Here is a 24,798-nt window from a genome sequence, read left to right on the forward strand (position 1 = left end):
GCTAAGTTCTCGGACCGCTCCACAGCAAGAGCCAAAACGAGCTTTCATGCCCCGAAACCCAAACTTCATTCCGGCTACCCTCGGCACTTGGCACCAAAACCCCTACTGGGCTGGAAAAACACGGCCATAATTTTCTTGGAATCCGGGCTCTTCGGTCAGTCTTTTCGCAACACACCGGGAGGTTGCCGCCGCTCCCGGACCCGGGCAGCCCGGCTCTACAGCACTGTCCTAACACAGAAGGGCGGGGCGGGTCTCCCCCCTGGGAGTAACCGCCCCGCCCCGTCGTGTTAACGCTGTATTTCGGTGTGGCCGGCCCAGCGTTGTCGCCAGCCCAGCGAGTGTCGCGTGGTCCGCACCGATCAGTCGGCTAGCCGCGCAGGACTGCGCCCGTGCGCTCGGTCGCCAGGGCCACGGCCGCGTCACGCGCGGCACCGGCCTCCTCGGCGGTCAACGTCCGGTCGTCGGCCCGGAAGCGCAGCGCGAAGGCCACGGACTTGCGCCCCTCGCCGACCTGCTCACCGGTGTAGATGTCGAACAGCCGCACGCTCTCCAGCAGGGAGCCCGCGCCCTCCGCCAGGGCGGCGCTGATCTCGCCGACCGGCACGGAGGCGTCCACGACCAAGGCCACGTCCTGGGTGGCCACCGGGTAGGTGGACACCTGCGGGGCGGGCACGTCGGTGCGGGCGCGCTCGACGCCGTCCAGGTCGATCTCCATGGCCGCGGTGCGGTCGGGCAGACCGAACGCCTTGATCACCCGCGGGTGCAGCTCACCGGCGTGCCCCACGAGCCGGCGCTCGCCGTCCACCCGCACGTACAGCGCGGCGCAGCGGCCCGGGTGCCACGGTGCGTGGGTGTCGGCCTCGATCTCCAGGTCGACCCCGGCGACCCGGGCGATGTCCCGGGCAGCCTGGATCGCGTCGGCCCAGGAGGCCGCACGGCCCTGGCCCCACCAGCCGGCGCGCTCGGCGTCGCCGGTGAGGACCACACCCACGCGGCGCGGCTGCTCGGGCAGGGCGGCGTCAATGAGCGCGAGCTCCTCGGCGCCGGGCCCCCGGTCCACGGGCAGGATCGGGGCGCGGGTAGCGCCCGGCTTGGGCCGGTAGACCAGGCCGGTCTCGAACAGGGCCACGTCGGTCATGCCCCGGCCCACGTTGCGGGCCAACGCCTTGAACAGGCCCGGCAGCACGGTGGTCCGTAGCAGCGGCTCCTCCTCGCTGAGCGGGTTGGCCAAGCGCAGGGCAGTCCGGCGCGCGTCGTCCGCGGCCAGCTGGAGGCCGTCGAGGTCGCGCTCGCTGGTGAACGGGTAGGACAGCACCTCGTTGTACCCGGTGTCGGCCAGGATGCGGCCGACCGCCCGGCGCAGGCGCTGACTGGCGGTCAGCCCCCGCCCGGAACCGTAGGGACGGATCGAGGGGATGTTCTCGTAACCCTCGAAGCGGATGACCTCCTCGGCGAGGTCGTTGGGGTCGGTGATGTCGGGCCGCCAGGTGGGCGGGGTGACCCGCAGCAGGTCCCCGTCGGTCTCCACGGAGCAGCCGAGGGCGCGCAGCCAGCGCTCGCTGGTGCCCGCCGGGTAGTCGACCCCGGCCACGCTGCCCGCGTGGGAGGCCTTGAGGACGATCGGCTCACGCGGCGTGGACTCATCAACCACCGTGTAGGCCGACTCGACCGAGGCGCCGCCGAGCTCGGCCAGCAGCTCTACCGCGCGAGTCGCCGCGGCCAGCTGCTCGGCGGAGTCGATGCCGCGCTCGAAGCGCCGGGAGGCCTCCGAGGACAGCTGGTGGCGGCGGGAGGCGCGGGCGATGCTCATGGCGTCGAAGTGTGCGGCCTCGACCAGGACCTCCGAGGAGGACAGGCCGATCTCGGTGTGCAGTCCGCCCATCACCCCGGCGATCGCCTGAGCACCGGAGTCGTCGGCGATGACGATGTCGTCGGGGTCCAGGGAGCGCTGGACGTGGTCCAGGGTCTCCAGCTTCTCCCCCGCCTCGGCCTGACGGACGCGGATCGGGCCGTTGACCTTCTCGCGGTCCCAGGCGTGCAGCGGCTGGCCGAGCTCGAGCATCACGTAGTTGGTGACGTCCACGGCCAGGGAGACGGGGCGCACCCCACTCTGGTGCAGGCGGCGCTTCATCCACAGCGGGGTGGGCGCCTCTGGGTCGAAGCCGGTGGCGCCGCGCAGCACGAGGCGGTCGGCGCGCTTGGCGTCGTCGATCACGCCCGGGTGGCCGAGGCCGGTGGGCTCGGCGACGGTGAGGTCCGCGGGGTCGTGGAAGGCGGCACCGTACAGGGCGGCAACGTCGCGCGCCACTCCCCGCATGGACAGCGCGTAACCCCGGTCCGGGGTGACGGCGATGTCGAGGACGTCCTCGCGCAGGCCCAGGGTCGCGATGGCGTCGGTGCCGATCTCGGCGAAGCCCTCGGGCAGCACGACGATGCCGCTGTGGTCCTCCCACAGGCCGAGCTCGGTGGCCGAGCAGATCATGCCGGCGGACATCCTGCCGTAGGTCTTGCGGGCACCGATCTTGAAGCCGCCGGGCAGTTCGGCGCCGGGCAGGGACACCACGACGAGGTCGCCCTCGGCGAAGTTGCGGGCGCCGCAGACGATCTCTTGCGGCTCGCCGGTGCCGTTGGCCCGCCCCACGTCCACCTTGCAGAAACGGATGGGCTTCTTGAACTCGGTGAGCTCCTCGATCTCCAGCACACGGCCGAAGACGATGGGGCCGGTCAGGTCGGAGCCGAGCTCGTCGACGGTTTCGACCTCCAGCCCGGCCAGGGTCAGCCGGGAGGCGAGGTCGCGGGCGGAGACGTCGGCGGAAAGCTCGACGTACTCACGCAGCCAGGTCAGGGGGACGCGCATTAGTTCTCACTCCCGAACGCCGAGGTGAAGCGGATGTCGCCCTCGACCATGTCGTGCATGTCGCGCACACCGTGCGCGAACATCAGTGTCCGTTCGATTCCCAGGCCGAAGGCCCAGCCGCTGTAGACCTCCGGGTCCACCCCGGCGGCGGTGAGCACGCGCGGGTTGACCACGCCGCAGCCGCCGATCTCGATCCAGCCCTCGCTGGAGCAGGTGCGGCAGGGCTCGTCCGGGTTGCCCACGGACGTGCCGCGGCAGACGAAGCACTCGATGTCCACCTCGGCGGAGGGTTCGGTGAACGGGAAGTAGGAGGCCCGGAAGCGGGTCTTGAGGCCCTCACCGAAGACCGACTCGACGAAGGCGTCAATGGCGCCGCGCAGGTGCGCCAGGGTGATGCCCTTGTCGACGACCAGGCCCTCCAACTGGTGGAAGACCGGGCTGTGCGTGGCATCCAGCTCGTCGGTGCGGAAGGTCTTGCCGGGCGCGACCACGTACACCGGCAGCTCGCGCGAGAGCAGCGCGCGGATCTGCACCGGGGAGGTGTGAGTGCGCATGACCAGGCCGGACTCGCCGCCGTCGGGACCCTCGACGAAGAAGGTGTCCTGCATGCTGCGGGCCGGGTGGTCGGGTTGGAAGTTGAGGGCGTCGAAGTTGAACCACTCCGCCTCAATCTCGGGGCCCTCGGCGACCTCGAAGCCCATGCCGACGAAGACGTCGGCCATCCGCTCGGCGACGGTAGTCAGGGGGTGGCGGGCGCCGCGGGGCGTACGGTCCCAGGGCAGGGTGACGTCGACGCGCTCCTCCACCAGGACGCGCTCGTCGCGTTCGGTCTCCAGCACCGCCTGGCGGGCCTTGAGGGCCTGGCCGACGTCGCGCCGGGCGCCGCCGACGCGCTTACCCGCGTCGGCCTTGGCAGCCGGGGGCAGCGCGCCGATCTCCCGGTTGGCCAGGGCCAGCGGGGAGCGGTCGGAGGCGTGCGCGAGCCGGACCTCCTTGAGTTCGGCGAGGTCGGCGGCGGCCTCGATGGCGGCCAGTGCTTCCTCGCGCATGCGGGCGACCTCATCGGGGTGCAGGGGGGCCACCTCGACTGGGTCGAAGGAATTGTTCGGTGCAGACATGGTTGGTTGCCTCGCCGTCGCCGCTCCCCACGGATCAGGGGACGGGACGGCAGTCACGGTCCGCGCGGGGCGGACGAAGCCGACAGGAAAAGCACAGGCGATTTGCGGGCAGCCCGGGAAAGGTCCGTCACGGGGTCCGGGACATGCCACGTGCGCCCACCGGGGGGCCGAAGGGTCTGAGGACTCAGACGAACTCGGGCGTCCCGGCGGGCATGGTAAATCGGAACTCGGCGCCGCCGTTGGGGGCGCGTCCGACAGTGATCGTGCCGCCGTGGGCCTCGACGAGGCCCTTCACGATGAACAGTCCGAGGCCGGTCCCGCCACGGCGCTTGCCGCGCCAGAACTGGCGGAAGACGCGCGGAATGGTCTCGGGTGCTATGCCCTGGCCTTCGTCGCGCACCGACACCGCTGCTCCTCCTTCACACGGCTCGATCACGATACTGACAGTACCAGCGCCGTGCCGCACCCCGTTTTCCACGAGGTTCGCGAGGATCTGTTCTATCTTGTCCGCGTCCAGCCACATCTGCGGGAGTTCGCCGCGGGTCTCGACCCGGAAACGCTCCTCGGACTCACCCGCGGCGATCTTGCTGGCGACCAGACGGCGCACAGCGGCGGGCAGATCGACGACCTGGCGGCGCACCTCCAGGCGGCCGGACTCGATGCGGGAGACGTCCAGCAGGTCGTGGATGAGCCGGGTGACGCGGTCGGCGTCGGCATTGACCGTCTCCAGCATGAACAGCTTCTGCTTGTCGGTGAGCCGTTCCCACTTGTTGAGCAGGGTGGAGGTGAAGCCCTTCACGCTGGTGAGCGGAGAGCGTAGTTCGTGCGCGACCTCCGAGACCAGGTCGGCTCGGGAGCGTTCGGCCCGAGCGGAGGCGTCCCGGAGCGTGACGACCAGGCGGACGAGCGCCCCGCCGGGCCTGGCCCGCACGTAGCGCGCGGCCACGAGGATCTCGCGTTCGTCGGGTAGGCAGAGCATTCGCTCGGGCTGGCGGGTGCGTTCGCGGTCGCCGCCGTAGGGGTCGCTGGACTCCCACCAGTTGTTGCCGTCGAGCCCGTTCAGGGGCAGGGCGGTGCGGTAGTCGCGGCCCAGCGCGGACTCGACCGGAACCCCGGTGAGCTGCGCGGCCATGGTGTTGAACAGGACGACCCGGCCCCGGGCATCGGCGACGACCACGCCGTCGGGCAGGTCGTCGGCGTGCAGCGGAGGTTCACCCGGCCGGGCCGAGGCGGTGTCCACGTCCCAAAGGTTCGGCGCCGCCGCACCGCCGGAGTCCTCCGCCGGTTGGCCCACCTGCCGGCCGCTGCCCACGCCTCTCCCCGCTCCCCTCCGAAGGTCCGCGACCACAGGACTCCTGGGTCGGGACGCTGACCGGTGGTGCCCGTCTCTCCCCTGGACACCACCGCAGATCTACCCTGCACTCCCACCTGGTACGCCTCATGGCCCGGGATACGGCCTCGTCGAGGCGCCCGGGCGGTGGGGACCGGGCGCACCGCTGTCCACCGGTAGGCCGGGGACGACCGCCGACGGCCGGGGTCCCGATGGGACAGCACGCGTGACAGAACGTGTGGCGGAGCCGGTGACCGGACATCGCTCATACCGTGTCGCCAAGCATCCTGCCGTGCCCTGGTGGCCACGCGCACCGCCCTACCCGTGACACGGGTCAGGTGGGGGTGGTCAAGCGGGATGCGCATGAACCACCGTGCTGCTGGCCCGACCCTATCGACACTGGGGCCCCGTGCACGTGCATTTCGACGGGTTGGCAGAACCTGTTACCGAACGTGTGAGCCCCGCGCTTCGTCACCCCGGGTCAGAGCCCTGACAGTCACCGGGAGTAATCAATCGGGGCAGGGGTGGGCCAGACGGGAGCGGCTCGAAAGGAGCTCTCAGGAGTGCCGCTGCTGCCGCGCGGTCGTGTACAGACAGACCGCCGCAGCCGTGGCCAGATTCAGGCTTTCGGCCCCGCCGTAGATCGGAACGCTGACCGCGCCGTCCGTGAGCTGGACGATCTCCTCGGGCAGGCCCCAGGCCTCGTTGCCGAAGACCCAGCCGACCGGGCCGTCCAGGTCGCCGTCGTCGGCCAGCTGGTGCAGGTCGCGGTCGCCGCCTCCGTCAGCCGCCCAGGCCTTGGCTCCGTTGCCGTGGAGGAAGTCCACCGCCCGGGCCACCGGGACCCCCACCACCACGGGGAGGTGGAACAGACTTCCGGCGGAGGCCCGCACGCACTTGCCGTTGTAGGGGTCGACCGAGGCGTCGGTAAAGATCACGACGTCGGCACCGGCCGCGTCGGCGGTGCGCAGGACCGTCCCCGCGTTGCCGGGGTCGCGCACATGGGAGAGGACGACGGCGAGCCGCACGTCGGTGACGCTCTCCAGGGGGACGTCGACGAAGTCGCAGACCGCGATGACCCCCTGCGGGGTGATGGTCTGCGCCAGTTCGGACATGACGTCAAGGCTGACCCGGTGGGTGGGCACGCCCGCGGTGTGGGCGGCGTCCATCAGGTCGATGTGGCGCTGCATGGCCTCCGCCGTGGCGTAGACCTCGACAACGCCGCGGGCGGCCCCGCCGTAGGGGGACCGCCCGTCTCCGCCGTTGACGGCGGCCAGGGCCTCCCGTACAGCCTGCGGCCCCTCGGCGAGGAAGCGCCGCTCGCGCTGACGGAAGGTGCGCTTGGCGAGCCGCCGAACCCCCTTGATCCTGGGTGACCGGACACTCGTGAACTCGTGGCTCGCCATCGCTACCTGATCTGTTTTCTACTGCCTGCCAGCTGCTGCCCGCTCTTAGGCCGCGGCGGTGGTGGGGAGGGCCTGCTTGGCCTTCTCCACGAGGACGGCGAAGGCGGCCTCGTCGTTGACGGCCAGTTCGGCCAGCATGCGACGGTCGACCTCGATCTCAGCCAGCTTCAGGCCCTGGATGAGACGGTTGTAGGTCAGGCCGTGCGCGCGGGAGGCGGCGTTGATGCGCTGGATCCACAGACGACGGAACTGCCCCTTGCGGTCCTTGCGGTCCCGGTAGGAGTAGGTCATCGAGTGGAGCATCTGCTCCTTGGCCTTGCGGTACAGGCGCGAGCGCTGCCCGCGGTAACCACTGGCCCGGTCGAGAACGACCTTGCGCTTCTTCTTGGCGTTGAGAGCCCGCTTCACGCGTGCCACAGTGACTCCCTCATTGGTTCTTCCGGCGCGCACGGCGCGCCGACCGGTCCGGCCAGGACGGGCCCGGCGGCCGTGTTCGCTTCAGGTGGTTGTCCTCCGGGCGCCTCAGCGCGCCGACCGGGTCGGGCGCACGGGCCTGCCAAGGAGGACGGAAGATGCTCTGGAGCTACATGCCCAGGAGCTTCTTGATGTTCTTGGTGTCAGCCGGAGCGAGCTCGGCCTCCGTGCCCAGCTTCCGCTTGCGCTTGGAGGTCTTGTGCTCAAGGATGTGGTTCTTGTTGGCACGGCGGCGCATGATCTTGCCGGAGCCGGTGACCTTGAAGCGGTCCTTGGCTCCACTGTGGGACTTGTTCTTCGGCATGTCGCCGTCGTCTCCTACTCCGTCGGCGCGGCACCCGCTACTGGGAACGGATGACGCGATTGTTCCGCCACTACGGCGGGATCCCGTCGCACACCGGTGCATCACGAGCTGTTCGCGCACAGCCCACCCCACCACCCGGTTCCCGCCTTCACGACGGCCGGGCGGTGGGGGACTAACCCTGGCGCCTTACGCCTGGTCGCTCTCGTCGCGGCGGGTCTTGTCCCCCGCCGCGGCACGGGCCTCGGCCTTGTGCTCGGAACGCCGCTTGTGCGGACCGATCACCATGACCATGTTGCGGCCGTCCTGCTTGGGCTGGGACTCGACCGTCCCGAGGTCCTGGACGTCCTCGGCGAGACGCGCCAGCAGCCTGCGCCCGAGCTCGGGCCGAGACTGCTCACGGCCGCGGAACATGATCGTCACCTTGACCTTGTCACCGCTCTTGAGGAACCGGACGACGTGACCCTTCTTGGTCTCGTAGTCGTGCGGGTCGATCTTCGGGCGGAGCTTGATCTCCTTGATGATCGTGTTCGACTGGTTCTTGCGCGACTCACGGGCCTTGACCGCAGACTCGTACTTGAACTTGCCGTAGTCCATCAGCTTCGCGACCGGCGGGCGCGCGGTCGGTGCGACCTCGACGAGGTCGAGGTCGGACTCCTGGGCCAGACGCAGCGCGTCCTGCACGGAGACGATTCCGACCTGCTCACCGTTGGGTCCGACAAGTCGGACCTCGGGCACCCGGATACGGTCATTGATGCGGGGCTCTGTGCTGATGAGACCCCTCCCTAGCTTTCTCGGATTACCTGGGACCGGCCGCCCACCGTGTGGTGGTCGGCCTGTTCGACCGGGTCGCCCGTGCTTGTTCAGGCCACCCGCCCGCGTTGGGATCTCACCAAAAAGCGAAAAACCCCGCCAGCGTGTGCAAGCGGGGCGATCCGACCGGACATTCACGACGGAGCCGCCACATGGCCTTCGTCCACCCGCACAGGGGTGAGCGACGAACACAGGATGGTATACCCATCGTCTGACCGGGACCCACACGGGCGAGGCCCGGTAGGTGGGAGGATCATCTCCGCTTGCGGTTCCGGCGTGCTGTGCACACCGGACCAAGTCGATTACGTCCAATATAGCAGGACTCGGAGGCCACCTGACCACCCGTACCGCCCTCCGGACCGGAGGTCAGACCCCGGCCTGGGCCGAGCGCCGTTCCAGCTCGGCCTCGCCCGCGGCCCGCATGGCCGCGACAGGGACGTCCTCGACCCCGGTCATCAGCCTGACCTGGGCGACGGCCTGGTGCAGGAGCATCGGGAAACCGCCCACCACCCGCCCGCCCCGGGCCGCGACGGCCTCAGCCGCCGTGGTCGGCCATGGGGCGTAGATCACGTCGAACAGATCGGCCCGGGAGGCCGCGAGACGTTCGGCGTGCGCGTCCGCGGCGCCCGAGGGCAACGTGGACACCACGAGGTCGGCGTCCAGGTGGCGGTCGATCTCCGCCAGCGGGGCCACCTCGACCGGACGGCCCAGGCGCTCGGCGGCCGCCGTGACCTCGCAGGTGCGCAAGGTGTCGCGGGCCAGGACGGTGACCGGCCCGGCGGAGCCGAGCTCACGCAGGGCCGCCAGAGCGGAGGCCGCGGTGGCCCCCGCCCCCAGGACGACCGTGCTACCGGGGGCGGCCACACCGGCCTCGGTCAGCGCGGTGGCGATGCCCTCGACGTCGGTGTTGTGCGCCGCCCAGCCCGAGCCCCGGCGGACCAGGGTGTTGGCCCCGCCGACCGCCGTGGCCAGGTCGGTGACCTCAACCGCCAGCTCCATGGCCCGGCGCTTGAGCGGCATGGTCAGGGAGAGCCCGGCCCAATCGGCGGGATCCAGCCCTTCGAGGAAGGGCGCCAGCCCCTTCTCATCGCACTCGAACAGTCCGTAGGACCAGTCCCGAAGCCCCAGGGCCGCGTAGGCCGCGGAGTGCAGGACCGGGGAGAGGGAGTGGGCCACCGGCGAACCCAGGACGGCGGCGCGCATCACTCCTCGCCCTCGCCCTCGGCCTGACCGCCGCCGCCCCAGGTCTCCTGGAAGCGCTGCTTGAGGACCTCGAACTCCTCGTAGGTCTCGGCGAACTCGGTAACACCGTTCTCCGGGTCGGTGGCCACGAAGTACAGCCACTCGCCGTCCTCCGGCTCCAGGGCCGCCTCGATGGCGTCTTCGCCCGGGGCCACGAACGGGCCCGGGATGAGACCGGTCTTGTGGTAGGTGTCGAACCCGCTGGTGTCGGACTCGCACTGGGCCAGCTGGTCGTTGTTGAGCGCGATGCCGTACTCGCCGATGGCGTAGAAGCAGGTGCTGTCCATCTGGAGCATCATGTCGATGTCCAGGCGGTTGTGCACCACCCGGGAGATCTTGGCCATGTCGTCGACCCCGCCACTCTCGGCCTGGACGATAGAGGCGATCGCCATGACCTCGTTGGCGTCGTAGCCGAGGTCGGCGGCGCGCGCCTCCAGGTCCAGCTCCTCGGCGACCTGGCGGTACTGGGTGACCATGGTGCGCAGGATCGAGAGGGGCTCAGTGTCCGGCTCGAACCGGTACGTGGACGGGAACAGGTAGCCCGCGGCCCCCTCCGTCGCGTAGTCGGGCAGGCCGAGCTCGCCAGTCTGCGCGTAGGCGTCCTGCAGCTCCTCCAAGGACAGGCCAGTGTTGTCGGCCAGGTGCTGGAGGACCTGTTCGGAGCGCAGGCCCTCGCGGATGGTGACCCGCCCGCCGAGCCGGTTCTCCGGGTCGAGCAGAGCCGCGACGGCGCTCTCGCCGCTCATGTTCTCGGCCAGGGAGTAGGTGCCGGGCACCAGGGCGTCACCCTGCTCGCCGAGCGCGTTGGTGAAGGCGCGGACGCTGGCGACCACGCCCTGTTCCACGAGGCTCTGGCCGACGGCGGTACCACTCTGGCCCTCCGCGATGGTGAAGACGACCTCGCCCTCCCCCGAACCCCCGTGGTCCGGGGGGAAAACGTAGGTACGCATGACCGCGAAACCGCCGCCGGCGACCACGAGCATCAGTACCAGGACGAGCAGGATCATCAGGCCCTTGCTCTTGCGCCTCTTGGGCTTGCCTGCGTTGCGCCGGGCGGCCTGCGCGGCCTTGGCCCGCTTTGCGCGCTTGCGGTTGGCGCGGCTGTCACCGTAGGAGGCGGCGATGTCTTCGAGGCTGTCCTCCTCGTAGAGGTCCTCCTCGACCTCCTCCGGCTCCTCCTCTGCCCGGGGCTCCGGTTCTGGCTCAGCACGGCGTCCGCGGCGGGAACGACGGCGGCCGCGGCGGCCCTTGGGCTCCTCGGCCTCCGGTTCCTGAGCGAGGAAGGAACCGGTGTCGGTCAGGGGCTCCTCGTCATCCAGGTTGGACAGCTCGGCAAAGGCTCCGGTGTCGGTGACCGGGGCGGTGGCGAAGGTCTCGGAGTGGCGGGGCTCCTCCTCCGGCTCCGGGGCCGCACGGCGACGGCCGCGGCGCCCTGCCGGTTCCTCGTCCACGGGTTCCTGGGCGAGGAAGGCGCCGGAGTCCGCGGGCGCCTCCTCCGCCGCACGCCGGGCACGACGACGGCCACGGCGCCCCTTGGGCTCCTCGGCCTCCGATTCCTGAGCGGAGAAGGTGCCGGAGTCGCGTAGCGGCTCGGCCTCGGCCTGTTTGGCGCGCTTGCGGCGGGCGCGGCGCCCCTTGGGCTCCTCAGCGGCGTCATCGGCCAGGAAGGCGGGGGTGGGCTCGTCCGCGTCGTCGCCCCAGAAGGGTGACTGCCCCTCCCCTGGATCCTCGGCGCGTGCTCGCCGGGCCCGGCGAGGGGGTTCGTCGTGGGCTCCCGGGACCGGTGTGCTGGGAGCCGTCGGCGCCCCGGGACCGGGCTGGTTGCCGGGGTTCTGGGCCCCGCCCAGGTTGGCCAGGGCCGCGAGAGCCTCCTGGGTGGGGTCGCTGCCGGGCCGCTGATGGCTGCCGGTATCCGAAAGCGATCCGGGAGCGGGCCGCTGATGGCTGCCCGTGTCCGAGGGCGATCCCTGGGCGGGCCGCTGAGTGTCCTGTCCGCCGCCGCGCGCGGCACGGCTGCCGCGCAGCGCGTCCGCGGCGCCGAAACGCCGGGGCGGGGCCGTCGGCTGTTCGCCGCCCCAGGCGGCCTGGTCCTCGGGCGGCTCGGCCCTGCGGCGGCGGCCGGGAGGCGGCGCGGCCGGGTTCTGCGTGTCGAACTCCGCCGGCCCGGGGTCGGCGTACCTGGGGGTGCGGAACTCCCCGGTGGAGGGCCCGGTGTGCCCGAATTCACCGCTGTCCGGCGGCCCCGGGCGCGCCCGGCGTCCGCGCGAGGGCGGCTGGGCGGGCAGCGGGTCGGACAGTGGATCGTAGTCGTAGCCGCCTTCGCGGTCGGCACGACGACGGTAGGGATCGGGGTAGTCATCCCTGTCGGTCATGAATCTCCCTGGCTGGCACGGACGATCTCGCCCGGGGGATGGCCTGTTGACCGTTCCTGGTCCAAGGCACTCTGCAAGAGCACGGTGGCCGCCGCCTGGTCAATGACCGAGCGGCGGGCCCGGCCGCCCTTGGCGCCCTTCTTGCCGAAGGAGGCACCGGAGAGCAGCTGTCCCTGGGCGGTCACCGTGGTGAGTCGTTCGTCCACGAGCCTGACGGGGACGGGGTCAAGGAGCCGGGCCAAGGTATTCGCGAACTCGCGAGCGGACCGGGCTGCCGGTCCCTCTTGGCCAGACAGTGAAGCAGGGTAGCCCACGACGATCTCGCGGGCCTCCTTCTCCAGCACGAGAAGGGCAATGCGTTGCAGGTCGCCCCGGCCGCGCGCGATGGTCTCCACCGGACTGGCGAGCATACCGCTCGGGTCGCTGGCCGCGACCCCGATACGCGCGTTGCCCGGATCGATCGCCAGGCGTACACCTTGCCTCAAGAGGATGCCTCCCCGTGGGTGGGGAAGCTGCTCAGTCGGGCTGTGCGGTCGACGGCACAGCACCGCTGCCGGAAAATCCTCAACACGGTGGTCCTGTTCATCAGCTGGATCGCGGCGAAATCCGCGCAGACAGCCATGGGAATCGGCTGTGACGCGCCACAGTATGCCCGATTCGATGACGGTGCGCAGCCTCGCCCATGGGCACGCCCGCCGCCCCTCCCCAATCGGGCCTCATACCTCAGATCGGGCTGTGGCTGCGGGGGTCGGGGCGAACTCGTACCGTCCGAGTGTAAATCACCCGGCCCCTGCCCCGGGGCAGGGGAGCCCCGCGCCGCGGTGGCCGGGCGCGCTCCCGGCCACTGGGGCACTCAGAAATCGAACCGTGGCAGAACCTCGGTTCCGGGGGCGTTGGCGCCGGACGTGTCGCCGCCGGGGTGGCCCGTCTCGTCGTAGACCACCCGGCCGCCAGAGAAGGAGTAGGTCTGGATGACGGGTCCCCCGCTAGGGCAGCACATCGGGTCGTCCGCGGTCAGGAGGTAGTGGTGGACCTTCACCACCTCACCGTTGAGGTAGTCGAAGGTCGGGGCGCCGTGGTACCAGACGCCCTCGTTGAACTGCTGGCCGCCGGGGGCGGCGCCGACCGCGACCATCTCGTTGTCGTGGAAGAAGAACACCTGATAGCAGTGGGAGCCGATGAAATCCGCGGCACAGCCGGCCGAAAGCGCCTGGAGGCTCCCCTCGTTGAGGCGGTGTTCGACGGCGTCCGGGTAGGCCTCGAACCCGTGGGCCTCCACCTGGCGGACCATTTCGTCCAGGTCGTAGGGTGCGGCCTGCGGCGGGGTGTCGGGCTCAGCGTTCTCGGTGGGGGCGCCGCCGACGGCGGTGTTCTCCGCGTCCTCCGCATCCGGAGAGTCTGCCCCGGGGTTCCCGGAGTCGTTCGGTGTGTCGGCGCCGCGCTGGGACAGCAGCCCCAGGAGACCGCCGAGGGCTACCACGGCCACCAGTGACAGGGCTGCCAGGGCGGCCAGCAGCGCGGGTCCCCTGCGGGGTGAGAGGGAGGGCCGGGCGGGAGGGGCCGGAGCCGGGTGCTGCTGCGCTGAGTGCCGCTGAGCGGTATACCGCTCGGGTCGCGGTCCGGTGGGCAGCCGCGTGTACTGGGCGGGTTCGGAGCGTGCGGGAGCGGGGGCGAGGGCGGTCCACTCGCTGTCCAGCATGCGGGTCAGGACACGGGTGTCCTGGACCAGGGTCATGCCGGAGTCCTCCTGCCCGCTCCACAGGGCGTTCACCGAGCGCAGCAGCCGGTTCGCCTCTGGGCGTTCACCCGGTTCCTTGGCCATCGCGGCGGACACCAGCGGATTCAGCTCCTCGGGGAGGCCGTCCAGGTCCGGTTCGTCCTGGAGGACCCGGAAGGCGAGGACCTCGGTGGCCCCGGTGCCGAACGGCTGGCGTCCGGTGGCCGCGTAGGCCACCAGGGCTCCCCAGGCGAACACGTCGGCCGCGGGCCCGGTGGGGTGGCCGCGGTACTGTTCCGGGCTGATCCACCCAGGCGAGCCGATGATCTGACCGGTTCCGGTGATCCCGGTCTCGTCACCGAGTCGGGCGATCCCGAAGTCCAGCATGCGCGGACCGGAGGGCGACAGGATGACGTTAGCGGGCTTGAGGTCGCGGTGGACGACCCCCGCCTGGTGGAGGGCGACGAGCGCCTCGGCCACACCGGCGGCGAAGCCCAAGAGCATCCCGCCGGAGAGCGGACCGCGCAGGCGTGTGTGATCGCGCAGGGTGGGCCCGGCGATGTAGGGGGTGGCCAGCCAGGGGCGGGCGGCCTCGGTGTCGTCGGCCAGCACCTGCACGGCGCACAGTCCCCCGACCCTGCGCATGGTGCGCACCTCGCGGGCGAAGCGGCCACGAAAGTCCGTGTCGTCGGAGTACTCGGGGTGAATGACCTTGACGGCCACACAGGAGCCCCCGGAATCGACCCCCGCGTAGACCACGCCCATGCCGCCCGCGCCGATCCGGCCCAGGATCCGGTACGGGCCGATCGTCACCGGATCACCGGGTCTGGGCGGGGTCACCCCCAGCGGCAGCGGACCGCGGATGATCTCCGACAGATCTACGGACTCCGCCTGCTCGCCCATGTGATTCCCCGTTCTCCAGCCTTCGAGAAAGCAGTGCTGAAAGCGGTCGGCCCGGTCTGAGCGGAAACCGGTCGAACCAAAACACGCGTCAGGCGTGTGTGAGACCACTTTAGGTGGATTTCACACACGCCTGATCAGCGGAGTTGCCGGATCAGCGCCGCCGACGGACCCGGGCGCGAGCCTAGGCGCCCGCGACGCGCGCCTCCACGGCGCGCAGGGCCTCGTCGACCTTGGCCGCGTCGCTGCCACCGCCCTGGGCGATGTCCGGCTTGCCGCCGCCACCACCGCCGAGGGCGCGGGCCGCCACCCCGACGAGCTCGCCCGCCTTGATCCCGGCCTTGTTCGCGGCCTTGTTCGCGGCGATCACCACGACCGGACGGTCCTTGGGCACGGCGGTCATCGCCACGACCACGGGCTCGTCCTCGCCGAGGCGGCCGCGCACGTCCAGCACCAGCTTGCGCAGGTCGTCGCCGCTGGCACCCTCGGGCGCCTCAGTGGCCACGACCAGTGCCGAACCGTGGCGGCGCGCCTTCGCGGCGATCTCACCGGCGGCCTGGAGCACCTGCGCCGCGCGCAGCTTCTCGATCTCCTTCTCCGCGGCGCGCAGCCGGGAGACCATCGAGTCGATCCGCTCGGGCAGTTCCTCCCGCGGCGTCTTGAGCTGCTCGGAGAGCTGGCCGACCAAGGCCGACTCCTTGGAAAGGCGCTTGAACGCGTCCACGCCCACGGCCGCCTCGACCCGGCGCACACCGGAGCCGATGGAGGACTCCCCCAGCAGCTTGACGATGCCGAGCCTGGCGGTGGAACCCACGTGCGTACCGCCGCAGAGCTCGACCGAGTAGTCGCTCATCTCCACGACCCGCACACGGTCGCCGTACTTCTCGCCGAACATGGCCAGGGCGCCCATCTTCAGCGCCTCATCCAGGCTCTTCTCCTCGGTCTGGACCGAGATGTCACCGGCCAGGACGGTGTTGACCTCCTCCTCGACCTCGGCCAGGCGCTCGTTGCCCAGCGCGTTGTCTGCGGTGAAGTCGAACCGCAGCTGGCCGGGGCGGTTCTCCGAACCGGCCTGCCCGGTGGCGGGGCCCATCGCGTTGCGCAGCGCCGAGTGGATCAGGTGGGTCGCCGAGTGGGACCGCTCGATCGCGTGGCGGCGGCCAGTATCGATCGCCGCGTGCACGGTGTCGTCCAGGACGATCTCGCCCGAACGCACGGTGCCGCGGTGCACGAACAGGCCCGGGAGCGGCTTCTGGACGTCCTCGACGTCCACCACGCCGCGCCCGTCCACGGTCAGCGTTCCGGTGTCGGCGAGCTGGCCGCCGCTCTCCCCGTAGAAGGGGGTGCGGTCCAGAACGATCTCGACCTTGTCGCCCGCGCGCGCGGCCGGGACCCCGGCCCCGTCCACGACGATGCCTTTGACCCGGGAGTCGCTCTCGGCCTCGGTGTAGCCGAGGAACTCAGTGTTCCCGGCCCTCTCGTGCATCTGCGCGTAGAGCGAGATGTCCGCGTTGCCGAGCTTCTTCGCCTTGGCGTCGGCCTTGGCGGTGTCCTTCTGGCGCTGCATGAGCTCCCGGAAGGCGCCCTCGTCCACGCTCAGGCCCTGTTCAGCGGCCATCTCCAGAGTGAGGTCGATGGGGAAACCGTAGGTGTCGTGCAGCTGGAAGGCGTCCGTGCCGGAGAAGACGGTGCCGCCCTCGGCGCGGGTGCGCTCGGCCGCGCGACCGAAGAGCGTGGTGCCCGCGCGGAGAGTGTCCGCGAAGTTACGCTCCTCGTTATCGATGACGCCGTGGATGACCCCGGCCTTGTCGAGCAGGTCCGGGTAGATGTCCTTCATCGCGTCGATGCTGACCTCGGTCAGCTCGTGCAGGAAGAAGGCGTCGGTGCCCGAGAGCAGGCGCAGGTTGCGGATCGAGCGGCGCAGAATGCGGCGCAGGACGTACCCGGCCTTCTCGTTGCCCGGCTTGACACCGTCGCCGACGAGCATGACGGCGCTGCGCACGTGGTCGGCGACCACGCGGAGCATCACGTCCTGTTCGTGGTTCTCGCCGTAGGTGGTACCGGTCAGCTCGGCGGCGCGGTGCAGCACGCGGCCAATGATGTCGGTCTCGTAGATGTTGTCGACGCCCTGCAGGACCGCCGCGAGGCGCTCCAGCCCCAGACCCGTGTCGATGTTCTTCTTGGGCAGCTCACCGAGAATCGGGAAGCCGCCCTTGTCGCCGCCCTCACCCCGCTCGTACTGCATGAAGACGAGGTTCCAGATCTCGATGTAGCGGTTCTCGTCCGCCTCGGGACCGCCCTCGACACCGTACTCGGGGCCGCGGTCGTAGAAGATCTCGGAGCAGGGGCCGCAGGGCCCGGGGACCCCCATCGACCAGTAGTTCTCCTCCATGCCCAGGCGCTGGATGCGCTCGGGGCGGACGCCGACCTTGTCGCGCCAGATCGCCTCGGCCTCGTCGTCGTCGAGGTAGACGGTCACCCACAGCTTCTCGGGGTCGATCCCGAAGCCGCCCTCGGCCACCGGAGTGGTGACGAGCTCCCAGGCCAGCGGGATCGCCTGCTCCTTGAAGTAGTCACCGAAGGAGAAGTTGCCCAGCATCTGGAAGAAGGTGGCGTGCCGGGAGGTCTTGCCGACTTCCTCGATGTCCTTGGTGCGGATGCACTTCTGGACGCTGGTGGCGGTGCTGTAGGAGGGAGTGCGCTGACCCAGGAAGTAGGGCTTGAAGGGGACCATGCCTGCCGGCACCAGCAGCAGCGTGGGGTCCTCGGCGATCAGGCTTGCCGAGGGCACCACGGTGTGTCCGTTCTTCTCGAAGAAACTGAGGAAGCGGCGCGCGATCTCTGCCGTCTCCATTGATGCCCTCCTGGTATTTGGCTCCGCCGCCCCGTGGCGGCGGGGTTGTCCCTGGGTGGGACCGTGGTCACGCGTGGTCGATAGGGGCCCATCGTAGAGGGAACCGCCACGCCTGCGCGCATGGTTTGCTGTGGCCGCCGAAGACCCGCACCGTTGATGACAACGGCGGCGGCTCGGCCATTCCAAGGCTATCGCCGCTGGCCACTGGCGCATCCCGAACGGATCGGCCGCGATCGGGACCGTCAGACCCCGTAGTAGGCCTTCACCTTCGCGGAGTACATGAGACCGAGCATGACGCCGTGGAAGATCAGCGGGATCAGTCCGTCGAAGGGCGCACCCGTGAGGAGAGTGACCAGAGCGAGGATCACCAGGAGCGCTATCGCGGCGATGTTGAAGTAGACGACACCCTCGTGGACCTTCTTCGTGCGGCGGCCCATCATGCTGGCGAGCGCGATCGAGGCGACGCCGTAGATCAGGGGGATCACCGTCAGGATGAGGCTCCTGAACCCGAAGCCCTCGGACCCTCCGTCGGGGGCGAACCCGAAACTGGCCATGGCCAGGAGGCCGCTGAACAGGCCCAGGAGGATTCCGACCGGCCCCCCAATGAACATGAGGACGCGGACCACCTTCGCCCCTACGGGCATCGTGCCCGGGGCGAGCGGGGCCTCGCGGAAACGCGCCGGGCCCTTCGGAGCCTGGTAGGCCCGGCCGGCCGAGGTCTTCTGAGGCGCGGGCTGCGCATACCCGGCGTCGGTCGACTTCGGAGACGGCTGCGGCGGCTCAGGATAACCACCACCACCCGACTGCGGCGGCTCAGGATAACCACCACCACCCGACTGCGGCGGCTCAGGATAACCACCACCACCCGACTGCGGCGGCTCAGGATAACCACCACCACCCGACTGCGGCGGCTCAGGATAACCACCACCACCCGACTTGAAGGACTCCGAGGGCTGGCCCTGTCCGTGGGGGTGGTGGGGGCCGGAAGGAGGTGTGGGGTACACCGTGGTCCTCTCTGGGGAAGGTGCGGGCAGCGGGAGAACTCTACCGAGAACACCCCGAAACGAGGCGCCCGCGGTCGCGGCGACCGGGGTTCGGGGCGGTACGGGGCTGCCCACGACGAAGGGCCCGGCGGTCTCCCACCGGACCCTGTCTGTCGATACGGCCGCTCCTGCCGGACCGACCGGCCGTGAGGAGACCGAAGGGGGTCGAGAACGACCCGGATTGAACGGCCCCCGCCCGGACCCGGCATGCACGTCGACCGTCAGTAGCCGGTGTAGGGCGTGGTCGGCTCAGACGTGTAGAAGGCGCGGGTGGGCGGGAGCAACATCAGCACGATCATGGCGATCGCGAAGAGCAGTGGGATGACCGAAAGGGTACCGCCGAAGGCGATGCCGAGCATCAGGGTCAGGGACGCCAGGACCTGGAAGACGACGATCAGCCACAGGACCACCGCGCTGCGTTTGCCCATGAAGGAGGCGAGGGCGGTGGAGATGACGCCGTACCCGAACAAGACGCCGCCCATCGCCCCGAAGAGGACGGTGAGCTCCGCCGCGTCGATGTACAGGCCCGAGTCCTGGACCTCCCGGAGGACCTCCTGCGTGGTTTCGGGGTCGGCCAACAGACCGAGCACAGCCAGCAGGAGCAGCCCGCCGAAGAGAAGGCCGAAGGCGCCCCCGATGAACATGAGGACCCGCACGGTGATCGCCATGCCGGGCATCTTGTCCGACTGCGGGGAGGCCCCCGGGTAGGCGGTCGGTCCCTGCGGGTCCAGGTTCCCGTACGGGTTCTGCTGGTACGGGTCGTGGCCACCCTGGTCGGGGCCCTGGGGCGGTTGCGGCGGGTACATGGCACTACCTCCGTCGGCCGACTGGACTGTCAACCCTACAGACGCACGTCACAGGCCTGTGGTCCTCGGATGTGACCTAGGAGTCCGACCGGATCCCGTCCCGTTCAGTTCCCGCCGCCGCACTGTTTCCAGCCGCCACGAACTGTGATTACTCCCGATCGGAGAGTTCTCGCGGTGTGTCGTCGGCCGAGCGTAGGGACCGGCGCCCGGGCGCGTAGCGGCGGAGCATCTGTTCCTCCTGCAGCCGGACCTCCTCGGTGAGGTCCTCGTTGAGCTCCTGGAGGGCGCCCCGGTACTCGTTGACACGCCCTTCGACCCGGTCGGCGATACCGCCGGGGGTCAGGGCGTTGCGGGCCCGGTTGACCCGGTGGACCACGTAGCCGCCAAGCGCGGCACCCGCGGCGAGGTAGAACAGTCGGCCGATCACCTGTTCTCCTTCCGCTTGCGGCCCCGCATGACGGCCAGGGCCTTGCGGCGGCCCAGCACCTGGCGGATGGCGTAGGAGAACGAGGCGACCTTCACCAGCGGTCCGGTGAACACCGACCTGGTGAGCGCCGTCATCGTGGAGACGTCCTCCGAGGAGGCCTGCACGTTGGCGGTGATCTCCTCGACCCGCTCCAGTGAGGTGTTGGTGCGCTCCACCGTGGAGGCCACGTCGTCCAGCAACGGCGGGGTCCGGTCCCCCAGTTCCGAGACGACCTTGGTGGTCTCGTTGATGAGTTTGATCAGTTTGACGAGCGCCACGCACATGAACGTGGCCAGCACCGCCCAGACCACCGCGGCGACGAGTGCGGCGACCTCTCCTCCGGTCAGCATGAAGGCTCCGTAGGGCAGATAGAGGGTTGCTTCGAGGGTGTGCGAACGGCCGCGGCGCACGCTCGGGCGCGCACCGGCGGACCGGAAAACGGGTACGGGGAACCAGCGACTGCGCCGGGTCGAGGCTCCCGAGCCGTGTCCGCCGCCCCACTCCGCGAGGGCCGGGGCGGCCGGTTTCGGCTGACCCTATCGCGTCCTCGGTCGGGACGCGTGGGCACGCCACGGTGTGGCTCGTGGTGGAGCCGGTCACGAATTCGACAAGGGTTCTTGACTGCTCGTGAACACGGTCACATGAGTGTGCGTGAACGTGCGTGAGTGAACACGCCGAACCGCTCTCCGCTGGCAACGCACACCCCGATCAGAGCCGATCGACTCCTCCAACCCCTCCCCGGGCCAAGGAGTTTCCCGGTTTTCCCCACACACGCCCCCAGGTGCGACTAGCGTTTCCCTCGAACACACGAACGATCCAGGGGTGGGGTGAGCGGGCCGGTGGCACCGACCAAGAAGCAGGGTGTGCGGCCGATCTCGGACCCCTATGTGGCTGCGGGGCCGTCCGGGGTGGCTGTGCGCACCCGCCTCAACGACCTCACCGGACGCGACGAGGAGGTACTGCGGCTGGTCGGCTCCCACCTGGGCTCGCTGGCCGCCACCGATCTCCAGGCCCGGTGCGCGGACGCCCTGGAGGACCGTCTCGCCGCGGTGCGCACTGATTTCGAGGCTGGGCGGGTGCGTGTGGTACGCGGCGGCAAACGCCTGGCCCGCACCCGCCACCACCTGGAAGCGGCAACGCCGACCACCTGGCCGCCTGGCACTTGGATGCCCACGGCAACCCGATCGAGGATCCGCGCCGCTTCTCTTATGACCTGTCCGGTACGGCGACCCATGGTGATGCCCAGATCCGGCACACCCTCTCCCAGCTGTTGCGCTGGGCCCAGGCGTGTGAGGCCAAGGCGATCGCGGTGGAGGATCTGGACTTTTCTGATGCCAAGAGTCGGGAGAAGCACGGCCGCAAGAAGCGGTTCCGTCAGCTGATCTCGGGGATGCCCACCGCCACGCTCCGCGCCCGGCTGGTCAGCATGGCTGATACGACCGGGATCGCGATGATCGCGGTGGATCCGGCCTACACCAGCACGTGGGGTGCCCAGAACTGGCAACACCCCACCACCGACAAGAAGAGGAAGACTTCCCGCCCGCGATGCGGCGAGCATCGCGATCGGGCGGCGCGCTCAGGGGTATCCGATCCGGCGTCGGACGGCACCGCCCCGCACCCACCAGAGCGATGGGTGCGGGCCTCGGACCGTCCAGACCGCACCGGACACCTCTGAGCGTGAGGGACCCCGCCACCCTGTTGCGGAGCGCGCACACGATGCGCGTGCCCAATCCAAGGGAAGACGAACGCGGGCAACCAGCGCACCCAACACCTTTTGGGGTACACGCGGTGTCGGGGAGTGGCAGCAGATGTCACTCCTGGACACTGACGAGGAACGGTCTATTCCGTCCTGGCCGGTGGAGGCCGAGGGGATCGACGCAGGCGGCGGTCGTGAGCGAGAATCACTACAGAGCGGGAACTTCACTACGATGTCCGGACACCGAAGCTCCCCCGCTGGCCGAGAAGCACCGACAGGACACCCATGAGCCCTCGTTCTCCCCGAGAGATCTCCGTACTGGTACCACCGGACCTGGCCCCTCTCTACCCGGACGACCCGTCACGGATCGGCCCCTACCTCGTGCTCGGACGTCTGGGCTCAGGTGCCACGGGCACCGTCTACGCCGCGGTGGACACCGCCTCACCCACCGCGAGCGACCGTCTGATCGCCGTGAAGGTGCTCCGCTCCCCCGAACTGGAGTCGCCCGACGTCTACCCCGCCCTCGCACAGCGGCTGCGCAACCTGTCCGCGGTCGAGTCGCACCGGGTGGTCACCCCGCTGGCCTTCGACACCGACGCGAACCCGCCGTGGCTGTCCATGCCCTACCTCGCCGGTCAGCGGCTCTCCCACTACGTGACCAAACGCGGCGGACTCGGTTTCGGCAAGGTGATAGCGCTGGCCACCGCGCTGGCCGAGGGGCTCTCGGCCCTGCACGCGCGTGGGGTGGCACACGGTTCGCTGCGGCCCAGCGAGATCCTCCTGGAGTCGCACGGTCCGCACATCATGGAGTGCGCGATCGCCGCGGACTCCGAGCGGCTGCGCGGTTCGGGCGCCACCTGGCTGAGCCCCGAGCGCTACCGGGGCGGTGTGGCAACCACCGCCGCGGACGTGTTCGCCTGGGGTGCGGTCGTCGCGTTCGCCGGGACCGGACGGCTGCCCTTCGGTCCAGGCGAGCCCGAGGAGATCGCCCAGCGGGTGGCCACCGGCTCCTTCGACCTGGACGGCCTGCCCAAGGGGTTGCGCCCGGTCGTGAGCCGCGCTCTGGATCCCAACCCGGACCAGCGGCCCAGCCTGCGGGAGGTGACCGGGGCGGTCATCGCGGTGTGGCAGACGGAGGCCGCGCAGTCCGAGACGGGCGAGGAGGGCGAGGTCCCGGTCACCGGGAACCGCGAGGAGATCGGCCGGATCCTCGAACGCGAGTGGCACGCGGTGGAACCGCCCGCCCGGGTGCCCGAGGTGATCCGGTTGGAGGGGCGCATGTCCAACCGCCGCCCCACCCGCACCCTGTTCCTGGTGGGCGCGGCCTCGATGGCCGCGGTACTGATCGGCGGCGGGGTCTGGGGGATCTCGCAGATGGTCGGCGGGAGCGCCGAGGCCGATCCGGTGGCCGACGAGATCTCCGACGAACCCGAGGACGAGGCCGCCGACGAAGAAGAGGAGTCGAACACCCTGGTGGTGCGCTTCGACCCCTCGGAGCAGGAGGAACCAGAGGCCGGGGTCGATGAGCGGACCTGGGTGTACACGCCGGTCACCCGGGACGACGACATCCCCCGCAACCAGGGCATCCCCAGCCACGAGGCCTGGTCCGAGCAGTGGGACGAGGACGGAGAGGCCGGCGAGGCGGTCATCCGGCCCGACGCCGACGTCAAGTGCGCCAGGTTCTGTGCCGCCCCCGAGCACGTCTTCCTCGACGAGGAGGCGCGCGGCACCTGGGACCTGACCGGGAACGACTTCATGGACTATCTGACCTGGGGGCCGGTGATGATCGTCGAGATCACCTTCGCCGAGGGCCAGGAGGCCGACGGACCCCGCGAGGTGGTGGAAGTCGTCGAGCTGTTCTCGGACTGACCTCTCGGAGCTGTTCCGGCCCCGGCGTACCACGCCGGGGCCGTTGGCATGACTGGGGCCGTTGGCGCAACTGGTTCGCGGCCTAGCCACCGCTCTTGAGGACGCCCTTGATCTTCTGCAGGATCTCGCTGAAGCGGCGTTCGGCCCCGTGCTGGGTGGGGCGGTAGTACTGGCGTTCGGTGAGGCCCTCGGGGGCGTGCTGCTGCGGAGCGACCCCGCCGGGGAAGTCGTGGGCGTAGCGGTAGCCCTTGCCGTGTCCGAGGTCGGCCGCGCCCTTGTAGTGGGCGTCACGCAGATGTGCGGGGACCGGTCCGGCCTGGCCGCTGCGAACATCGGTCAGGGCCTCGTTGATGGCGGTGATCACCGCGTTGGACTTGGGGGCGATGCTGATGTGGATGACTGCCTGGGCGAGGTTGATCCGGGCCTCGGGCATGCCGATCAGCTCGACCGCCTGGGCGGCGGCGACGGCGGTCTGCAGGGCGGTGGGATCGGCCATCCCGACGTCCTCGCTGGCGTGCACGACCAGGCGGCGGGCGATGAAGCGGGGGTCCTCCCCCGCCTCGATCATGCGGGCCAGGTAGTGCAGGGCGGCGTCGGGGTCGGAGCCGCGCATGCTCTTGATGAAGGCGCTGATGACGTCGTAGTGCTGGTCGCCGGAGCGGTCGTAGCGCACGGCGTGGCGGTCCACGGCGCGTTCGACGTGCTCGGCGGTGATCTCGACGGGCTCCGTCTTGGAAGCCACTGCGCCGGAGGCGTCGTTTGAGGGTGGTGGCGGGCGACGGGTGGACGGTCCGGCGACGAGGGCAGCGGCTTCGAGGTAGGTCAGGGAGCGGCGGCCGTCGCCCCCGGCCAGCCGGATGAGGTGGTCGGCGCCCTCCTCGGTGAGGGTGTAGCGGCTGTCCAGCCCGCGTTCGTCGGTGAGCGCGCGGTCCACCAGGGCGCGGACGTCAGAGTCGTCCAGGGACTCCAGGGAGAGCAGCAGCGAACGCGAGAGCAGCGGGCTGACCACGGAGAAGAAGGGGTTCTCGGTGGTGGCGCCGATGAAGCTGACCCAGCGGTTCTCCACCGCGGGCAGCAGGGCGTCCTGCTGGGTCTTGTTGAAGCGGTGCACCTCGTCCACGAAGAGCAGGGTGCGGGTGCCGTTCATGCCCATCCGGCGCTTGGCTTCCTCCACCACAGCGCGCACGTCTTTGACGCCCGCGTTGACCGCGGACAGCTCCACGAACCTGCGCCGGGTGACCCGGCTGACCACGGTGGCCAGGGTGGTCTTCCCGGTTCCCGGGGGTCCCCACAGGAACACGGACATGGGGGCGTCGTCCTCGACCAGGCGGCGCAGCGGGCTGCCCTCGCCCAGGAGGTGGCGTTGGCCCACGACCTCGTCGAGGGAGCGCGGCCGCATGCGTACGGCCAGCGGCTCCTGTCCCTTGGCGGCCTCGGCCCCGGCATCATCGAACAGTTTTTCGGACACCCACCCAGGGTAGGTGAGAGCGAGGACTTTCCCAGCCGGTTCCCGGTGTTCGGTGCCGGCCCCGGA

General features: G+C 70.3%; 19 protein-coding genes. 2 read left to right on the forward strand and 17 right to left on the reverse strand.

Going from position 1 to position 24,798, the window contains the following annotated elements; translation table 11 throughout:
* Nucleotides 1–367 precede the first annotated feature (367 nt).
* From pheT to D457_RS0127835, 16 genes are all read right to left on the reverse strand, one after another.
* Entirely contained in the window at nt 368–2,857 is a 2,490-nt protein-coding gene (pheT, locus tag D457_RS0127755) for a phenylalanine--tRNA ligase subunit beta (protein WP_017583945.1), read from the reverse strand.
* Nucleotides 2,857–3,975 (reverse strand): phenylalanine--tRNA ligase subunit alpha, encoded by a 1,119-nt coding sequence (pheS, locus tag D457_RS0127760; RefSeq protein ID WP_017583946.1) that lies wholly within the window; start codon nt 3,973–3,975, stop codon nt 2,857–2,859. Before pheS ends, pheT begins: the two co-directional genes overlap by 1 nt.
* A 184-nt stretch (nt 3,976–4,159) precedes the next feature.
* Nucleotides 4,160–5,287, reverse strand: a complete 1,128-nt coding sequence (locus D457_RS0127765) for a sensor histidine kinase (RefSeq protein ID WP_017583947.1) — start codon at nt 5,285–5,287, stop codon at nt 4,160–4,162.
* 575 nt (nt 5,288–5,862) lie between these two features.
* The gene (locus D457_RS0127770) at nt 5,863–6,711 is read right to left on the reverse strand and encodes a TrmH family RNA methyltransferase (RefSeq protein WP_017583948.1); all 849 of its coding nucleotides are present in this window, start codon (nt 6,709–6,711) and stop codon (nt 5,863–5,865) included.
* Nucleotides 6,712–6,756: 45 nt separating this feature from the next.
* Nucleotides 6,757–7,128, reverse strand: coding sequence for a 50S ribosomal protein L20 (gene rplT / locus D457_RS0127775; RefSeq protein WP_026117095.1), 372 nt, complete (start codon nt 7,126–7,128; stop codon nt 6,757–6,759).
* A gap of 166 nt (nt 7,129–7,294) precedes the next feature.
* On the reverse strand, nt 7,295–7,489 hold the full coding sequence (rpmI, locus tag D457_RS0127780) for a 50S ribosomal protein L35 (RefSeq protein ID WP_017583949.1): 195 nt from the start codon (nt 7,487–7,489) through the stop codon (nt 7,295–7,297).
* Nucleotides 7,490–7,675: 186 nt separating this feature from the next.
* Nucleotides 7,676–8,260, reverse strand: a complete 585-nt coding sequence (infC, locus tag D457_RS0127785; protein ID WP_184371994.1) for a translation initiation factor IF-3 — start codon at nt 8,258–8,260, stop codon at nt 7,676–7,678.
* A 405-nt stretch (nt 8,261–8,665) separates the two neighbouring features.
* Nucleotides 8,666–9,502, reverse strand: coding sequence for a shikimate dehydrogenase (locus D457_RS0127790; protein ID WP_017583951.1), 837 nt, complete (start codon nt 9,500–9,502; stop codon nt 8,666–8,668).
* Nucleotides 9,502–11,913 (reverse strand): endolytic transglycosylase MltG, encoded by a 2,412-nt coding sequence (gene mltG / locus D457_RS0127795; RefSeq protein ID WP_017583952.1) that lies wholly within the window; start codon nt 11,911–11,913, stop codon nt 9,502–9,504. The genes D457_RS0127790 and mltG overlap by 1 nt, the downstream gene beginning before the upstream one ends.
* A complete protein-coding gene (gene ruvX, locus D457_RS0127800) occupies nt 11,910–12,398 on the reverse strand; it encodes a Holliday junction resolvase RuvX (RefSeq protein ID WP_017583953.1) in 489 nt (162 codons plus the stop codon). The genes mltG and ruvX overlap by 4 nt, the downstream gene beginning before the upstream one ends.
* Before the next feature lie 368 nt (nt 12,399–12,766).
* A complete protein-coding gene (locus tag D457_RS36805; protein WP_051073052.1) occupies nt 12,767–14,533 on the reverse strand; it encodes a serine/threonine protein kinase in 1,767 nt (588 codons plus the stop codon).
* A 181-nt stretch (nt 14,534–14,714) separates the two neighbouring features.
* Nucleotides 14,715–17,384, reverse strand: a complete 2,670-nt coding sequence (gene alaS, locus D457_RS0127815; protein ID WP_017583954.1) for an alanine--tRNA ligase — start codon at nt 17,382–17,384, stop codon at nt 14,715–14,717.
* A gap of 242 nt (nt 17,385–17,626) precedes the next feature.
* Complete coding sequence (locus tag D457_RS0127820; protein WP_026117096.1) at nt 17,627–17,995, reverse strand: hypothetical protein; 369 nt, start codon at nt 17,993–17,995, stop codon at nt 17,627–17,629.
* A 653-nt stretch (nt 17,996–18,648) separates the two neighbouring features.
* Nucleotides 18,649–19,233, reverse strand: coding sequence for a hypothetical protein (locus tag D457_RS0127825; protein ID WP_017583956.1), 585 nt, complete (start codon nt 19,231–19,233; stop codon nt 18,649–18,651).
* 148 nt (nt 19,234–19,381) lie between these two features.
* The gene (locus D457_RS0127830; protein WP_017583957.1) at nt 19,382–19,660 is read right to left on the reverse strand and encodes a hypothetical protein; all 279 of its coding nucleotides are present in this window, start codon (nt 19,658–19,660) and stop codon (nt 19,382–19,384) included.
* On the reverse strand, nt 19,657–20,049 hold the full coding sequence (locus D457_RS0127835; RefSeq protein ID WP_026117097.1) for a DUF948 domain-containing protein: 393 nt from the start codon (nt 20,047–20,049) through the stop codon (nt 19,657–19,659). The genes D457_RS0127830 and D457_RS0127835 overlap by 4 nt, the downstream gene beginning before the upstream one ends.
* Before the next feature lie 812 nt (nt 20,050–20,861).
* Between D457_RS0127835 and D457_RS37340 the strand changes: the two genes are divergently transcribed.
* Nucleotides 20,862–21,374 (forward strand): IS200/IS605 family accessory protein TnpB-related protein, encoded by a 513-nt coding sequence (locus tag D457_RS37340; protein ID WP_026117098.1) that lies wholly within the window; start codon nt 20,862–20,864, stop codon nt 21,372–21,374.
* 306 nt (nt 21,375–21,680) lie between these two features.
* On the forward strand, nt 21,681–23,264 hold the full coding sequence (locus D457_RS0127845) for a serine/threonine-protein kinase (protein WP_017583959.1): 1,584 nt from the start codon (nt 21,681–21,683) through the stop codon (nt 23,262–23,264).
* An 82-nt stretch (nt 23,265–23,346) separates the two neighbouring features.
* Here D457_RS0127845 and D457_RS0127850 read toward each other — a convergent pair whose 3' ends face one another.
* The gene (locus tag D457_RS0127850; protein WP_017583960.1) at nt 23,347–24,732 is read right to left on the reverse strand and encodes a replication-associated recombination protein A; all 1,386 of its coding nucleotides are present in this window, start codon (nt 24,730–24,732) and stop codon (nt 23,347–23,349) included.
* Nucleotides 24,733–24,798 lie beyond the last annotated feature (66 nt).

Origin of the sequence: Nocardiopsis valliformis DSM 45023 (genome assembly GCF_000340985.1) — a bacterium.
Lineage (GTDB): Bacteria > Actinomycetota > Actinomycetes > Streptosporangiales > Streptosporangiaceae > Nocardiopsis > Nocardiopsis exhalans.

What these genes read in the sequence shown, in the direction of transcription:
- pheT (WP_017583945.1), bottom strand. Translation starts at nt 2,857, where the DNA reads ATGCGCGTCCCCCTGACCTGGCTGCGTGAGTACGTCGAGCTTTCCGCC.
- pheS (WP_017583946.1), bottom strand. Translation starts at nt 3,975, where the DNA reads ATGTCTGCACCGAACAATTCCTTCGACCCAGTCGAGGTGGCCCCCCTG.
- D457_RS0127770 (WP_017583948.1), bottom strand. Translation starts at nt 6,711, where the DNA reads ATGGCGAGCCACGAGTTCACGAGTGTCCGGTCACCCAGGATCAAGGGG.
- rpmI (WP_017583949.1), bottom strand. Translation starts at nt 7,489, where the DNA reads ATGCCGAAGAACAAGTCCCACAGTGGAGCCAAGGACCGCTTCAAGGTC.
- D457_RS0127790 (WP_017583951.1), bottom strand. Translation starts at nt 9,502, where the DNA reads ATGCGCGCCGCCGTCCTGGGTTCGCCGGTGGCCCACTCCCTCTCCCCG.
- mltG (WP_017583952.1), bottom strand. Translation starts at nt 11,913, where the DNA reads ATGACCGACAGGGATGACTACCCCGATCCCTACCGTCGTCGTGCCGAC.
- D457_RS36805 (WP_051073052.1), bottom strand. Translation starts at nt 14,533, where the DNA reads ATGGGCGAGCAGGCGGAGTCCGTAGATCTGTCGGAGATCATCCGCGGT.
- alaS (WP_017583954.1), bottom strand. Translation starts at nt 17,384, where the DNA reads ATGGAGACGGCAGAGATCGCGCGCCGCTTCCTCAGTTTCTTCGAGAAG.
- D457_RS0127820 (WP_026117096.1), bottom strand. Translation starts at nt 17,995, where the DNA reads ATGTTCATTGGGGGGCCGGTCGGAATCCTCCTGGGCCTGTTCAGCGGC.
- D457_RS0127825 (WP_017583956.1), bottom strand. Translation starts at nt 19,233, where the DNA reads ATGTACCCGCCGCAACCGCCCCAGGGCCCCGACCAGGGTGGCCACGAC.
- D457_RS0127835 (WP_026117097.1), bottom strand. Translation starts at nt 20,049, where the DNA reads ATGCTGACCGGAGGAGAGGTCGCCGCACTCGTCGCCGCGGTGGTCTGG.
- D457_RS0127845 (WP_017583959.1), top strand. Translation starts at nt 21,681, where the DNA reads ATGAGCCCTCGTTCTCCCCGAGAGATCTCCGTACTGGTACCACCGGAC.